The 14,662-nt window shown below is 64.7% G+C and carries 11 protein-coding genes; 2 read left to right on the top strand and 9 right to left on the bottom strand.

Annotation, left to right across the window (positions count from 1 at the left end):
• Window positions 1–2: 2 nt before the first annotated feature.
• From FRF71_RS11225 to FRF71_RS11205, 5 genes are read right to left on the bottom strand one after another with little or no spacing between them, the layout of a single operon-like run.
• On the bottom strand, window positions 3–845 hold the full coding sequence (locus tag FRF71_RS11225) for a CheR family methyltransferase (RefSeq protein ID WP_147090736.1): 843 nt from the start codon (window positions 843–845) through the stop codon (window positions 3–5).
• Between the two features lie 4 nt (window positions 846–849).
• Entirely contained in the window at window positions 850–1,944 is a 1,095-nt protein-coding gene (gene cheB / locus FRF71_RS11220) for a chemotaxis-specific protein-glutamate methyltransferase CheB (protein WP_238339538.1), read from the bottom strand.
• Between the two features lie 2 nt (window positions 1,945–1,946).
• Complete coding sequence (locus FRF71_RS11215; protein ID WP_238339207.1) at window positions 1,947–2,321, bottom strand: response regulator; 375 nt, start codon at window positions 2,319–2,321, stop codon at window positions 1,947–1,949.
• 49 nt (window positions 2,322–2,370) lie between these two features.
• The gene (locus FRF71_RS11210) at window positions 2,371–2,802 is read right to left on the bottom strand and encodes a chemotaxis protein CheW (RefSeq protein WP_147090733.1); all 432 of its coding nucleotides are present in this window, start codon (window positions 2,800–2,802) and stop codon (window positions 2,371–2,373) included.
• On the bottom strand, window positions 2,799–5,051 hold the full coding sequence (locus tag FRF71_RS11205; protein ID WP_147090732.1) for a chemotaxis protein CheA: 2,253 nt from the start codon (window positions 5,049–5,051) through the stop codon (window positions 2,799–2,801). Before FRF71_RS11205 ends, FRF71_RS11210 begins: the two co-directional genes overlap by 4 nt.
• Window positions 5,052–5,204: 153 nt before the next feature.
• Between FRF71_RS11205 and FRF71_RS11200 the strand changes: the two genes are divergently transcribed.
• Window positions 5,205–6,608, top strand: coding sequence for a methyl-accepting chemotaxis protein (locus FRF71_RS11200; protein WP_147090731.1), 1,404 nt, complete (start codon window positions 5,205–5,207; stop codon window positions 6,606–6,608).
• A gap of 280 nt (window positions 6,609–6,888) precedes the next feature.
• On the opposite strand, the gene FRF71_RS11195 is transcribed toward FRF71_RS11200, so the two are convergent.
• From FRF71_RS11195 to FRF71_RS11180, 4 genes are all read right to left on the bottom strand, one after another.
• On the bottom strand, window positions 6,889–7,980 hold the full coding sequence (locus FRF71_RS11195) for an LLM class flavin-dependent oxidoreductase (RefSeq protein WP_147090730.1): 1,092 nt from the start codon (window positions 7,978–7,980) through the stop codon (window positions 6,889–6,891).
• A gap of 72 nt (window positions 7,981–8,052) precedes the next feature.
• The gene (locus FRF71_RS11190) at window positions 8,053–8,967 is read right to left on the bottom strand and encodes an aldo/keto reductase (RefSeq protein WP_147090729.1); all 915 of its coding nucleotides are present in this window, start codon (window positions 8,965–8,967) and stop codon (window positions 8,053–8,055) included.
• The gene (locus tag FRF71_RS11185; protein WP_147090728.1) at window positions 8,964–9,977 is read right to left on the bottom strand and encodes a LacI family DNA-binding transcriptional regulator; all 1,014 of its coding nucleotides are present in this window, start codon (window positions 9,975–9,977) and stop codon (window positions 8,964–8,966) included. Before FRF71_RS11185 ends, FRF71_RS11190 begins: the two co-directional genes overlap by 4 nt.
• Window positions 9,974–11,971 carry an alpha-glucosidase gene (locus FRF71_RS11180; RefSeq protein WP_147090727.1) on the bottom strand — a complete coding sequence of 666 codons (1,998 nt, stop codon included), beginning with the start codon at window positions 11,969–11,971 and terminating at the stop codon, window positions 9,974–9,976. The genes FRF71_RS11185 and FRF71_RS11180 overlap by 4 nt, the downstream gene beginning before the upstream one ends.
• 193 nt (window positions 11,972–12,164) lie before the next feature.
• Between FRF71_RS11180 and FRF71_RS11175 the strand changes: the two genes are divergently transcribed.
• On the top strand, window positions 12,165–14,552 hold the full coding sequence (locus tag FRF71_RS11175; protein WP_147090726.1) for a TonB-dependent receptor: 2,388 nt from the start codon (window positions 12,165–12,167) through the stop codon (window positions 14,550–14,552).
• Window positions 14,553–14,662: the final 110 nt, after the last annotated feature.

Genomic DNA, 14,662 nt, shown 5'->3' with positions numbered 1-14,662 from the left:
GGTTAGGCAGCCAGGGCGCGCTCTATACGGCGGTACAAGGCACAGTCCGGCGATGCCGCAACCAGACCGCTGGCGGGTTCAAGCGTGCCCTCCCCGCCGCCCAGCAGCAGCCTGCCATGTCCGGCCAAAGCCTTGCGCAAGCTCGCGCAGGTGCGCCGTTTGGCGTCATCGTCGAAATAGATCAGCAGATTGCGGCACAGGATCAGGTCAAACGGCGGCCCTGGTGGCGGGCCTTCAAGCACATTTCCGACCTGGTAACGCACCATCCCGAGCAGCTGGCGCGAGGCCTGCCAGCCATCCTTGCCCTCCTCGAAATGGCGCAACATCTGGCCCACGCCAAGTCCGCGCTGGATTTCGAACCGGGAGTAACGTCCGGCCTTTGCCGCATCGATCGCCGCGTGAGAGATATCTGTTCCCACCAGATCGATTGTCCAGCCGTTGCCCCGTGTAAGGCCCAGTTCGATCAGCATGATCGCGAGCGATAGCGGTTCCTGCCCGGTCGAACAGCCCGCTGACCAGATCCGCAAGGTCCGCTCCTCGCTGCGAACCCGACAGAGCGCCGGCAGGACGGCGCCAGCCAAGTGACTGAAAACCTGGCGATCGCGGAAGAAATAGGTTTCGTTGTTGAGCAGTGCTTCGATCAGTTCCCGCTCTACAGCACCGGCGTCAGGCTGAGTCAGCAGGGTCAGGATATCGTTGCTGCTGGTGACGCCGCGGTCGCGCAGAACGGTCTCGATCGCCCGATCAACCCGCCAGCGCCGGTCCTCACTGATGACCTGTCCGGTCCTGTCGCGCAGCAAGCGCGCAATCAGTGAGATGGCGTGCTGATGGATGGCCGGTTCCATCTGTTCACCTTCGGCCCAGCGAGGCTGCAACGCGCAATGCAATATCGCGGGGATGGAGCTCTGCTGCGGCAAGTCCCGCCCGGGCAATCGAGCCCGGCATGCCCCAGACGGCTGAACTGGCCTCGTTCTGAACCAGCACCTCGCCGCCAACCTCAACCAGCTTGCGCGCGCCTTCGGTCCCGTCGCGTCCCATTCCGGTCAGCACGATTCCCAGCACTTTCGCGCCGTAAATCGCCGCCAGCGATGCAAACATCGAGTCGACCGAGGGCATGCAGCCACTCTCGGCCGGGTGCCGGTCCAGCTGGATAACAACCTGTTCCGAACGGCGCTGTACCGTCACGTGGGCATCACCGGGCGCAAGATGAATGCAGTCGTTGCGCAGAATCTGGCCGGTCGCGGCAATCTGTACCTCGCGTCCGCAAAGCTCATGCAACTGGCGCGCGTAGGGCTGGCTGAATTCGGCCGGAAGATGCTGCGTGATGATAATCGGAATGCCGATCACCGCTGGCAGGGCGGCCAGAAGCTGTCCCGTCGCATGGATCCCGCCGGTTGACGCACCAATTGCCAGCACCGCTGGTCGCACGGGACTGGCAGTGCGCCGTACCAGTGGAGGCCTGGCGGTTTCGGCACTGGCCACGGCCCGGCGCAGCGATCTGCCGCCCAGGCTTTGAATCCGCTCAACCAGCCTGTCGCGGTAATCGCGGTCAAAGCCGCCTGCACCCGGTTTGAGCAAGGCATCGGCGGCACCCAGCGCCAGCGCCTGGACCGTATGTTCTGCACCTTCGCCGGTCAGGCTTGAAACCACCATGACGCGGGCCTTGCCCGAGCTGCGGATGATCTCGGGCAGGGCCCGCATCCCACCCATTCCAGGCATCTCGAGATCGAGCAGCACGACGTCTATCGGCTGATTGGGAAACTGACTTAGCGCCTCCTCGGCCGAACCGGCGGTTCCGGCCAATTCAAGGCCGGGCGCGTCTCCAACCAGCCGCGAGAAGATCGCGCGGACAACGCTGGAATCGTCGATTATGAAGACCCGGATCGCGCCAGTGTCAGAGCCTTCCTGTTTGGTACCTCCGGGGTCGTGCCGCGGAGAGAACATGTTCACGGCAGAATCCCGATCAGCTGGAGCTTAAGCAGAAGGGTTTCATGATCGAACGGCTTCATCACGTATTCGTCGGCGCCGGCGGCGATCGCCTCGCGGATATGTCCAGCTTCGTACTCGGTGGTGCAGAAGACCACCTTTGGCGCAGCACCATCGGGCCGCGCCCGGAGCGCCCGCAGGAACTCGATCCCGTCCATGACCGGCATGTTCCAGTCCAGCAGGATCAGATCCGGCATGGCCTGATCGCAGGCGGCCAGGGCCTGGACGCCGTCCTCTGCCTCGAGCGCAGTCATGCCCAGGCTTTCGACAATGTGCCGCGAGATGCGCCGGATGACGCGCGAATCCTCAACAATCAGGCAAGTGAGCCCAGTCACTGGAACCTCCACAGGTTCGCCCGAGAGTGGGCCAGAAATTGCATTCATATCAAGCTGCCTCCAGTTCTGGGCCAGCGACCAATCGAGCCAGATCGACCAGCAGGACCGTGCCAATCGACGTATCGACCATTCCGACCGCGCTATGCGCCCAGCCGGGTGCGAGCTTGATCTTCACGGGTTGCGCCGGGCCAAGGGCGGGAATGACATTTTCAACCGCATCGACCGCCAGGGCGTAGCCAACCCCGGCGATCTCAACGACCACCGCAAAGCGGGCCGCGGGTCCGGTGGGCGGCAGACCTAGTGCCAGGGCGACATCGATCACCGTCAGGGTGCGGCTGCGCTGCGTGGTCAGCCCTACTACGGGAAATGGCGCAAGGGGCACTGGCACGATCTCGCCCAGTTCAATGACCGACTGGACCTCGATCGCGCTGAGCGCAATCCGCTCTCCGTCCACCCGGGCGATCAGCAAGTCGTTGGTCATGATGCTTTCCGCTGGCTGGCGAGTTGCAGTGCCGCTTTGAGCGCAGCCACATCGCCGCGCGCGACAGCAAGCCCCTGATCACCGATCACCACGCTGTCGGACCGCGCCGAATCGATGCGGATCGCAAGGTCGGCCGGCCGCGACTGTTCGACGATGCGGTAGCCAGCGCTTTCCACCAGTGGCCGCAGGAAAGTGCGGGTCCAGGCGTCATCGTCCGGAAGGTGGCAGGTCGGCTGATTGTCCAGCGGGGTAGCCAGATCGAGCAGTTCGATCGAATGCCCGTCCAGCAGGGCCAGCCGGCGGCCGGTTTCAGTCGTGACCGTCGCCAGATCAATGTCCGATGTGTCGACCGCTCCGCCTGTCGCGTAAGCGAAGCGGCGGCCTTGATCGGCGAGGACCAGGACGTCGATCGACTGCGCTGCAGTCTGGCGGTCCAGGCCATGGAGGGGAATGATCGTCTCTTCAAAGACGATATGCGCGGCATCGCCGCTGCGGCCTATCGCGCCTGCCGGAACTTCGACCAGCCGTTCAACCTGTTCAAGTGGCACAGCCCGGCGCTGTCCATCAAAGCCATCGAAGACGATCATTGCGGCCAGTTCGCGCGCTTCTTCCACTGCCGCAGGCTCTGTCACGATGCGGCTCTGCTTGTCACTGGCGATGCCACCGAGCTGCGAAACCCCGACCAGATCGAGCATCAAGGCCGGACGGCCATCATTCAGCTGGGCAACGCCGACATAGAGCCCCGTCGCAATCACCTGGGGCGCAACCGGGCGGATCACCAGATCGCAATGGTCGGCAATGTCATCAACGCAAAGCGCGAAGACTGAGCCGTCGATCATCGTCACCATCACCAGCACCTGCCGCTCCGGATCGGCCTCACAGGCAATCCCGAACAAGGCTCCCAGGCCAAGGCACGGGTAAAGCTCGCCGCGGACCCGGACATGCCGCATTCCGCCGATCCGTTCGGCTTCCACATCGTGGCCGTTGCGGACGATCTCGCGGACATAAGAGCGCGGAACCGCGAAGACCTGATCGCCAACCTCGACCGTGATCGACGGGACGATGCTGAGCGTCAGCGGTACGTCGAGCAGGAAGCGCGTCCCTTCGCCCGGCGCGCTGACGATCCGCAGCTTGCCGCCGATGCGTTCAATGCTGGCACGAACAACATCCATACCGACACCGCGGCCAGAAATGGCCGTCACCTCGCGCGCGGTCGACAGGCCTGGTTCGCAGATCAGCATCAACTTCTGCGCGGTTTCCATCCGGGCAGCTTGCTCTGCCGTGACGATCCCGCGCTCGACAGCGCGGGCCGCGACCTGGCCGGCATCAATCCCGCGCCCATCGTCAAGGATGGCGATGCGGATCTCGTTGCCGGTCTGGCGGGCCGATAGCATCAGCCGCCCTTCCGGCCGCTTGCCGGCGGCCTGCCGCTCGGCCGGCGTTTCGATCCCGTGATCAATCGCATTGCGGATCACGTGGAGCAGCGGATCGCGCAGCAGTTCGATCATCTCGCGATCAAGTTCGACCTGGCCGCTTTCGATCTCCACTTCGACCTGCTTGCCAAGCTCGGCAGTCAGGTCGCGGATCATCCGCTGATAGCCATCGAACAGCGTGCTGATCGGCTGCATCCGCACCCGTGCCATCGCCGCCTGCATTTCCGACAGCAGCGAAGACAACCGCCCAAAATTGGCAATCAGGGCAGGATCGTCATCGCTTTTGCGGAGTTGCCGTTCCAGCTCGTTGCGAACCAGGATCATGTCCGAGACGCCGCTCATGACCCGATCGACCAGGCTGGTCGGCAGGCGTACAGAGCGGAACGGCTCGCGGGCAGGAGCAGCCTTTACCGGAGGAACCACCGGTTCAACCGCCATCGGCTCCGGCTGGACCAAGGCAAAGCGCGCGATCAGGTCACTGTCGTCGCCACCAGCAATGTCCTCACCGGCTGCGATCGCCTCAATCATTTCGCCGATCCGGTCGACCACGGCGAGCACAGCGTCAACCAGGCTGCTATCGATCGCCCGCTTGCCGGCCCGCACCTCGCCCAGAGCGTCTTCCGCTGCGTGAGCCAGGGCTGCGAGCCTGGGCAGGTCGAAAAAGCCGCAATTGCCCTTCACCGTGTGGACGAACCGAAAGATCTCCGAAAGTCGCTCGCGATCCGCCGGATCCCGCTCCCACGCCACCAGTCCGCGTTCGAGTGCTTGCAGCATCTCGCGCGTTTCGGCGATGAATTCGGTGATCAGGTCATCCATGGGTGGCACGTCTCCGCCGCTGGCTATGGCCGAAGATAGTTAATGGCGGGTTATTCCCTGCTAATGGTTGCGACCAGCCGAGCGCCCGCTGGTTGACCACCTGTTAACCATTCGAAGCTAGCCAGTCCGGGCAACACAGCCGGGGCCACTTGCATGTACGTTGAACCGATCCAGACCGGACTTCCCCTCCTTGACCAGTCCGCCGCGACCCATTGCGGTGAACTTGCCGTGGGCTGCACCGAGGCCGCCGGCCAGATCGAGCGTGCCACCGACCAGATGCAGCGCCAGATCTCCGACCTCGCTGAGCTCGACGAGATCGCCAGCGCGCTCGAAATGGACCAGCGCCACATCGCCGAATCCGCTGACGAGGCCAAGCTGCTCTCGGCCCAGGCCTATGACCGGCTCGGCAAGGGCACCGAACGGGTCGGGGCTGCCGTGGTCGAGTTCCGCTCGATCATCACGCTGATTTCGCGCCTCGGCCTCCATGTCACCAACTTCGCGACCGTGATGGAGCAGGTCCAGCAGGTCTCCAAGGGCATCGAGACGATTGCCCGCACCACCAACATGCTCGCGCTCAACGCCACGATCGAGGCCGCCCGCGCTGGCGAGGCTGGCAAGACCTTCGCCGTGGTGGCGAGCGAGGTGAAGAAGCTTGCCCAGAACACCTCCGCCGCCGCCGAGGAGATCCGCCAGGCCGTCGGCAAGCTGGTCGATGAAGCCGCTGGCCTTGTCACCGAGATCCAGTCCGGCGTCGACCAGTCGAGCAAGGCAGAGGAACGGCTTGAAACTGTGACCGACGTCCTGGCCGAGACCACCCGTCTCGTCTCCCAGCTCGACGAGACCGGCGAACGCGTCGCCCGCCACTCGGCCGAAGTGCACGCCAAGGGCGTCGCCGTGCGCGAGGCGCTAGACACCGTCATCGGCTCGGTCCGCGCCAACGCCCAGCTGCTCGACGCGACCCGCAGCAACGTCATTGCCATGGAGATCACCTCCAACAGCCTGTTCAACGCCGTGATCAGCGCCGGTGTCTCGCCGCGCGATACCGAGATCGTCGAGCTTGCCGCCTCATTCCGCGACGAGCTCGTCGCCGTGACCGAAGCCGCGATTGCCAACGGCGAGCTGCGGCCCGACCAGCTGTTCGACACCAATTACCGCCTTGTCCCTGGCACCAACCCGGAACTCTATCGCACCGGTCTTAGCGACTGGGCCGATGCCAACTGGCGTCCCCTGTTCGACCGCCTGCGCATCACCCACCCCAGCGTCATCATGTGCAGCGCCGCCGACATGAACGGCTTCCTGCCGACCCACGTCACCGAACACTCGCGCGCGCCGATCGGCGAGCTGGCGCATGACACCAAGTACTGCCGCAATGGCCGCATCCTGCTCGACGATGTCGACAAGCAGGCCAAGGCCAGCCAGGCACCGTTCTTCATGACAGTCTACCGCCAGGAAGGCGACGGCACCAACTATGTCACGGTCCGCAACGTCTACTCCCCGGTGGTCATCCAGGGCCGCCGCTGGGGCGATTTCGAGGTGGCGTACCAGATCAGGGGATAGGCCAGATCAGGGCCTAGGCCCGACCTGACCGGGCAGCGTTACGCTCAAGTTGACACAGTTGACACTGAGTCCGCTTTTCCCAACATTAGTTTTTCGTTATATTTCAGTTACTTAACTGTGAAACAGGTCAATCCGCCCGGTTGGTCGGAAAAAATTCCATGCCCAGGTCCAACCCCTGCCGCACTCCACGATAGGAATGACCAGCCGCGAATGTACCGGATCGCGGCGGTGTAGGAAAATGCGCCCCACCCTTCCCCCGCAATGGCGGAAAGTTTGACGCCTAACCCGCAATCGGCGCGTGCTGGATCTGCGGCAGGACATAGCGCGCGAACATGTCGCATTCCTGCATGTGCGGATAGCCGGAGAGGATGAAGGCTTCCATTCCGGCCTCCTGATAGGCGCGCAGCTTGGCAATGACCTGATCGGGGTTGCCGACAATCGCCGCGCCGCAGCCGGAGCGGGCGCGGCCGATGCCGGTCCACAGGTTCTCCTCGACAAAGCCATCGCCATCGGCGGCGCTGCGCAGCTCCTGCTGGCGCTGGACGCCGTAGTTCTGGGCATCCAGGCTCTTTTCCCGGATTGCGCGGCCCATCTCGTCATCAAGCTTGGACAGCAGCCGGTCGGCATAAAGGCGCGCCTCGTCCTCGGTCTCGCGCACGATCACGTGGGCGCGATAGCCGAACTTGAGGGTGCGGCCCTTGGCGGCGGCGCGGGCCTTCATGTCGGTGACGACTTCGCGGACGTTTTCCATCTTGTCCGGCCACATCAGGTAGACGTCGGCCGCCTCGGCAGCGCATTCGCGCGCTTCGTGGCTGAGGCCGCCGAAGTAGAGATTGGGGCACTTGCCCGAGATTGTGCTGATCCGCGCCGGATCGAGCTTGAGCTGGTAAAACTCGCCCTGGAAATCGAGGTGCTCGCCATTGAGCAGCGTGCGGATGATCTTCATCACCTCGGTCCCGCGGCGGTAGCGCGGGGCGCTGTCCATTGTCTCACCAGGCATCGGCGAGGAGATGATGTTGACGTTGAGACGCCCGCCAGTGCCGGCGGCATTGGGGCCCAGGATCCGGTCGATCGTGGCGATGCGGCGGGCCAGCTGCGGCGGCCAGTCCTCACCCATGCGGGTGGCCCAGAGCAGCTTGATCCGCTTAACCTGCGTGGCAACGGCGGCGGCGAAGGCGGTGGTATCGACCCCCAGTTCATAGCCCGAGGGCAGCAGGATATTGTCAAACCCGCCCTCTTCGGCGCGCATCACAATATTGCGGCAATGCTCCCAGCTGGACTTGAGGTACTGATCGGGAACGCCGAGGAACTCGTAATCGTCGTCGCACAGGGCCGAGAACCAGGCGATTTCGGGCGGGTTTTGGGCGGTCATGGCAGTCTCTCCGTCAGGTCAGTTTTGTGGCGGGTCTCTGGACGTTCGCGCCCCAGCCCGCCTTGATCGGTATCAAGGCAGCGGCACGCCGCGCGCGGCGACCAGCACGGCGTACCAGTCGGTCCGGGTCCAGCGGACCTTCAGCGCGGCGGCGCCTTCGGCAATCCGTTCCACCTGCTGCGAGCCGATGATCGGAATGATTCCGGCGGGGTGCACCATCAGCCACGAATAGGCGGCGACCGAGCGCGAGACGCCAGCCTCGCCCGCCACCTTGTCAAGCGCGGCGCAAATGGCGTTATCGCGCGCGCTTTCCGGCTTGGCGAGGCGCCCGCCGCCGAGCGGCGACCAGGCCAGCGGGGTGAGGTCCAGCATCATCGCCTGATCGAGCTCGCCGTTCTCGAAGCAGTCGATCCGCAGCGGGCTGATCTCGGGCTGGGTCGAAACCAGTTTGTGACCGAGGAAGTGATTGAGCGCGGCAGTCTGCGCTTGCGTGAAGTTGGAGACGCCGAGCGTGCGGATCTTGCCCGCCGCCACCGCATCATCCAGCACGCGCGCCACTTCCTGCGGATGGGCCAGGATATCCGGGCGGTGGATCTGCCACAGCTCGACGCTATCGGTCTTCAGCCGGGTCAGCGAGGCATCGATCGCCTTGCGCAGGTAAGCGGCGCTCTGGTCATACGGCAGCGGCGGCATGATACCACCCTTGGTGGCGAGGACCATGCGGCTGCGCAGGCCCGGTTCGGCGGCCAGGACTTCGCCCAGCAGCGCCTCAGCATCACCGAACCCGCCGCTGCCGTTGAAGCCATAGATATCGGCCGTATCGAGGAAAGTGATCCCGGCATCGAGCGCCGCGTGAACCAGCCGGGCCGCCTCGGCAGCGGTGCGGCCGTTCTCGGCCAGGCGCCACATCCCCCAGGCGATCGGGGAAACTTCGATCCCGCTGGCGCCAAGCTGGCGGGTGACGGGCGGGAGAGGCAGTTCGCTCATGATATCTTCCTGTATGGCGGCGCGACGGATGCGCGCTCGATGAGTTGGTGCGGCAGGCGGCGATGGGTGATGTCGCCCCCTTCGATCAGGATTTCCGCCGCTGTCTGCGCCAGTTCGGCCATCGGCTGGTGGATCGTGGTCAGCGGCGGCCAGACCGTGCGGGCCAGCGTCGTATCGTCAAACCCGGCGACCGAGAGCTCAGTCGGCAGCTCGATATTGCGATCGTGCGCGACGGCGAGGACCCCGGCGGCCATATCGTCGTTCGAGGCGAAGATTGCGGTCGGGGGCTCGGGCAGGTCGAGCAGGCGGTTCCCGCCGCGCACGCCGGAATCGAAATCGAACTCACCATCGCAGACCAGCACCGGATCGAAGGGAATTCCGGCCCGGTCGAGCGCGCGGCGATAGCCGGTCAGGCGGTCTTCCGAGCCCTTGTGGTTGGGGTGGCCCTTGATGAACCCGATCCGGCGGTGACCGGCGTTGATCAGGTGCGTCGTCATGTCATCGGCAGCCTGGGCATCATCCATGAAGACGGAACTGGTCAGCGCGTGATTGGTGCCGGGGGAGATGCGCACGAAGGGGATGTCCATCGCCTCCAGCGCGCGCAGCACCGGCTCGCAATCGGTCACCGGCGATGACAGGATGATCCCGTCAACCTGCGTTTCGGTCACGAGGCCGCGCACCTGGTCTCCCACCGCGGGGTCGGCCACGTCGACCGGCTGGGCCAGCAGGCGGATGCCCTTGGCGCGGCAGACGTCCCAGCAGCCGGTCTGGATCTGGAACATGTAGTAGGGGCTGTGATTATCGTAGATCAGCGCGACCTGATTGCTCTTCGCGCCTGAGAGGATGCGCGCCGCGACCGAAGGCCGGAAATCGAGCGCCTTCATCGCCTCTTCGACGCGTGCCTTGGTATCGGCCGAGACATAGGGATGGCCGTTGAGCACACGGCTGACGGTCTTGACCGCCACCCCGGCCCGCGCGGCGACATCGCGAATGTTGGAACGCTCGCTCATGGATGACGTAGCCCTTGGAAAAGCTCGGCGTAACCACTTTGCGCACGATAGAATACCGGCGGACAGCCAATCGGAGCGGCAACCATATGGGTGCCAGCAGAAAAGGTCTCGCCGGTGAAGGCATGGACCCATTCCCCTTCACCCGGCAAGATCACCTGGCGTTCGCGCGCGCGCTCCTCGATCACCGGCGCGACGACCAGATCGGCACCATAAAGGTACTGGTCCTGCACCGCGTAAAGGCTCGCATCATCGGGATGGTGCAGGAACAGCGGGCGCTGCGCCGGCAGGCCCAGCTCGACCGCCTCGTTGCAAAGGTGGCGGACATAGGGTGCAAGGTGCGCATGGACCCGGCTCCAGCGCGCAAAGCAGGCCAGCAGCTCAGGCGTGGAATCGTATTGCAAGTTATCGTCGGGCCGGTTGCCTTCGTGGCTGCGCATGACCGGGGCGAAGGCCGCCAGCTCGCACCACCGCTCCATCAGCTCCACCGTGCGAACATTGCCGAGCAGCGAAGTGTAACCGCCGCAGTCCGAGTGGCTGTAGGCATTGCCGACGAGGCCCGCCGATAGCGCTGCGGTGATGACCGTGCCGATCCCGTCATGCCGGGTGAAATCGACCGACTGGTCGCCGGCCCACAGCAGCGGGCAATGGCCCTGCACGCCCGAGAACCCGGCGCGCATGAAGAATACGGCATCGCCGGTCTTGCCCCGGCTCGCCACGGCCTGGGCATTGACCTCGGCCCACAGCACGGGCCAGCGGTTGTGCGCTTCCATCGGATCCGAGCCATCGGCCAGCCGCACGTCGGTCGGCAGGTATTCGCCGAAATCGGCCATCCAGCCGGAGATGCCGATGTCGAGCATTTCCTTGCCCAGCACCTTTTCGGCGAACCAGTCGCGGGTTTGCGGCCGCGTGAAATCAAGCACGCCGCAATCGAACTCGCCAAAATCGACCAGATAGACTTCGTCGCTGTCGGGCTTCAGGCAAAAATGCCCGCCCTCCAGCGCCTCTTCATAGAGGATGCCGTCGTTGCAGAGGTAGGGGTTGGCATAGGCGAGGAAGCGGATGCCGCGCGCCTGCAGCGCAGCGATGCGCTGCGGCAGGTCGGCATAGCGCTGGTTGTCGCGCCGCCAGTCCCAGAACAGGCGCCGACCGAAACTGGTTTCGCGGATCCCGGCCCAGTCCTCGCACCACAGGCCTGAAACGGCAGCGCCGGCCTGGATGAAGCCTTCCAGCCGCTCGAAGCTGCGGGTCCCGTCCTTCAGGCCGACAATCGCCCCGCCAATCGCCCAGTCGGGCAGCGGCGGCTGGCGGCCGAAGCGAGTGGAGAGTTGGCCGACCAAGTCCTGCGGACCGTCGGCGGCGAAAAGTTCGAAAGTCGCCGCGCTACTCCACACCGCGAAAGCGTGGTGGGCCGGATCGGCGCAGTCGATCACGGAGTAGCAGGCGGCATCGAGGTGCACGGCCAGCCAGCGCGAGGTCAGGATCGTCGGCTGCGGGTAATTGGTGTGGTAGTAATCCCCGCCCGCCATGCCGCTTTCGTCCATCTGGCGGGTCAGCTCGGTGGTCTTGTCGCGGCCGACGCCCGGCTCGCTGGTCCACATCGGGAACTCGCGGCCGTTGAGGGCGAAGTAGCTCATCTGCTCGCCCCCGCCCCAGACGGTTTCGCCGGGCTCGGCATGCCAGCGCAGGCTGATGCGGTCATGCCCGGGGGTCAGCAGCGTAACGGTCAGCCGATTGTCAGCCAGCTCCAGCCGCGCCACCGCTGCGCCCTGATGCGACAGCGTTACCGCGCCATCCTCTAGCGCACAATCGAGCGGCGTGAGCTGCCCTTCAGGCGCATCGTCGATCTTGAAGTTGCCGCGGTACATCAGGACGCTCGGATTGCCGCGGGCTGAGTCGAGCACCGGTGCATCGGGGCGATGGCGCAGCACCAGCCGGCCTGCGAAGCGCAGGTCAAAACCGCCCTCAACCGCCGAAAACCCGGCTTCCAACTCCATTCCCCCAGCCTCTCGTCCGCGCTGTTGCGACAATGTCACAAGCGGCCCGCGATCCACGCTTGTCCCGTATGACACCGCTTGACATATCGACCGTCTCGCCGCAATTCAAGCACCAACCGGAAGGGTGAATCCCTCCGGCAGAGGAGAATTCCACCGCGGGGCAGGAGGCCCCCGGTGCAAGGGAGGAACATCCATGAAGTCGATGCTTCGCACCTCGTCGGCCCTGCCCCTGGCAGCGCTGGCCATGGTCGCTTTTGCCGCTCCGGCCTATGCCCAGGACGCGGCCAATGAAGACGAAGGCGCCCCCGGCGAAATCGTCGTCACCGCCCAGAAGCGCTCGGAAAACGTCCAGGACGTGCCGGTCGCCGTTTCGGTGCTTAGCGGCGAACGCCTGGCCGAAGCCTCGCGTCCGTCGATCGAAAGCGCCGCCCAGATGGTGCCTTCGCTGAACTTCTTGAAGTCAGGCACGACGCTTAACCAGACGATCTTCCTGCGCGGCGTCGGCACGGCCACCTTCTCGATCGCGGGTGAGCCTTCGGTCTCGACCGTGGTTGACGGCGTGGTCTATTCGCGTTCGGGCGAAGCCTTCTCCGACATGGTCGACGTGGCCCAGATGGAAGTGCTGCGCGGCCCCCAGGGCACGCTGTTCGGCAAGAACGCCTCGGCCGGTGTGATCAACATCACCACCCAGATGCCGAAGATGGACTTCGGCGGCAGCCTCGAAGCCAGCTACTTCGATCGCAACGAGTTCCGCCTGAAGGGCGCGGTCAACCTGCCGCTCGGCCAGGACCTCGCCGCCCGCCTGACCGCCTTCTACGGCGAGTATGACGGCAACATCCGCAACACCACCACCAATGAGTGGGTCAACGGCTACAAGCACTACGGTGTGCGCGGCCAGTTCCTGTACGAGCCGAGCGACGACCTGCGCCTCTACCTCGCCGCCGACTATTACAAGAACGACGACGATTGCTGCGCTGATATCATCGCCACTGGCGCGCTGACCGGCGCGGGTGCGCCGACCACCAGCCTGGGCTTCCTGGCCCTGCCGACCCCGCTGGGTGCCGATACCCGCGCGGTTGCGCAGAACCTGGTCACCTCGACGATCGAAGAAGGCTGGGGCGTTTCGTTCCAGGGCGATCTGGCGCTGGGCGATCACACCCTGACCAGCATCACCGCCTATCGCGGCTGGGACAACACCGAAATCCGTGACGGTGACTGGCTTGACCGCGCCTATGTCGGTTTCGCCCAGCTGCATGACAGCGGCCCGCAGACCTCGAACACCCTTACCCAGGAACTGCGCCTGACTTCGCCTGCCGACCAGGCGCTGTCCTATGTGCTGGGGGCGTTCTACTCGCGCGCTGAATCGGAGCGGACCTTTACCCGCAACGTGACCCAGTGCACCGCCGCTGCCGGTGCGCCGACCACCTCGCTGGTGCCCTGCGGCAGCGCATTCGCCAACCCCTCGACCACGCCGTCGGGTTCGGCGACCTTCGGTTCGACCTTCAACAACTTCGCGGTGTTCGGCCAGGCGACCTACAAGCTGTCGGACACGATCCGCTTCATCGCGGGTCTGCGCTACACGCATGACAAGCTATCGGTCTTCCACAAGCGCGTCTCGCCGCTGACCGGCCCGGGGATCCAGCCGAACTTCGATCAAGGCGTCTATAACGAGTACATCCGTCTGCTCGGCCTCGGCACTGCGCCGGGTGCGGCTGCAACGGCTGCCGTTGCCGCGTCGAACGGGGTTCCTTGGACTGCCGAAACCAGCAACGACAACCTGTCGGGCAAGGCCGGCTTCCAGTTCGACCTGAACGACGACACGATGGCCTATGTCACCTACGCCCGCGGGTATAAGGGTCCGGCCTACAACGTATTCTTCAACCTGACCGGCACCGGCACGAACGTGATCGAGCCGGAAACCTCGAACTCGTTCGAGCTCGGCCTGAAGAACACGCTGCTTGATGGCGCGCTGACCTTCAACATCGCTGCCTACTATGCCCGCTACAACAACTTCCAGGCCAACAACCCGGATCTGGTGGCTGGCGTGGTGGTGACCCGCTTCACCAACGCGGGCACGGTTTCGACCAAGGGCATCGAAATCGACATGAACTACCGCGTTGGTCGCAACACCAACATCAGCGGCGGCCTGTCGATCAACGACGCCCACGTCGTGAACTTCAAGGCTCCGCTCGGCGCGGCTTCGATCCCGGCCGGGACCAAGCTGGGCTATGCTCCGGTCTGGAAGGGCTCGCTGGCGGTGGATCACACCATCGAAACCGGCAGCTTCGCCAACCTCGCCTTTGGTGTTTCGACCAACTTCCAGTCAAAGCAGCTCTCGCTGTTCGCGGCGGATGCTGTGCAGCGCCAGCTCGGCACGATCCCGGCCTATGCCCTGGTCAATGCCCAGGTCGGCCTGGTCGATCCGGACGACAAGTGGAAGCTGACCTTCGTGGTCCGCAACCTGTTCGACAAGGCCTATCCGGCCGCAATCGTGAACGGCGGCGTTGGCGGGTCGTACCGCTATCAGATCCCGCGCGATGCGGACCGCTACTGGGGTGTGACGGGCCGGTTCAGCTTCTGATCCAGCCCGGCCCTGGCGGCCATATAGAAAGGCCCCCTGCCTCGCGGCAGGGGGCCTTTTCTTATGCCCACCATTCCCTGGTCATTGCCAGGTCGCAGGCCACGACAACT

Origin of the sequence: Novosphingobium ginsenosidimutans (assembly GCF_007954425.1) — a bacterium.
GTDB lineage: Bacteria > Pseudomonadota > Alphaproteobacteria > Sphingomonadales > Sphingomonadaceae > Novosphingobium > Novosphingobium ginsenosidimutans.
Note: the sequence above shows the minus strand (reverse complement) of the source record. Positions and strands in the feature narration are given on the sequence as shown.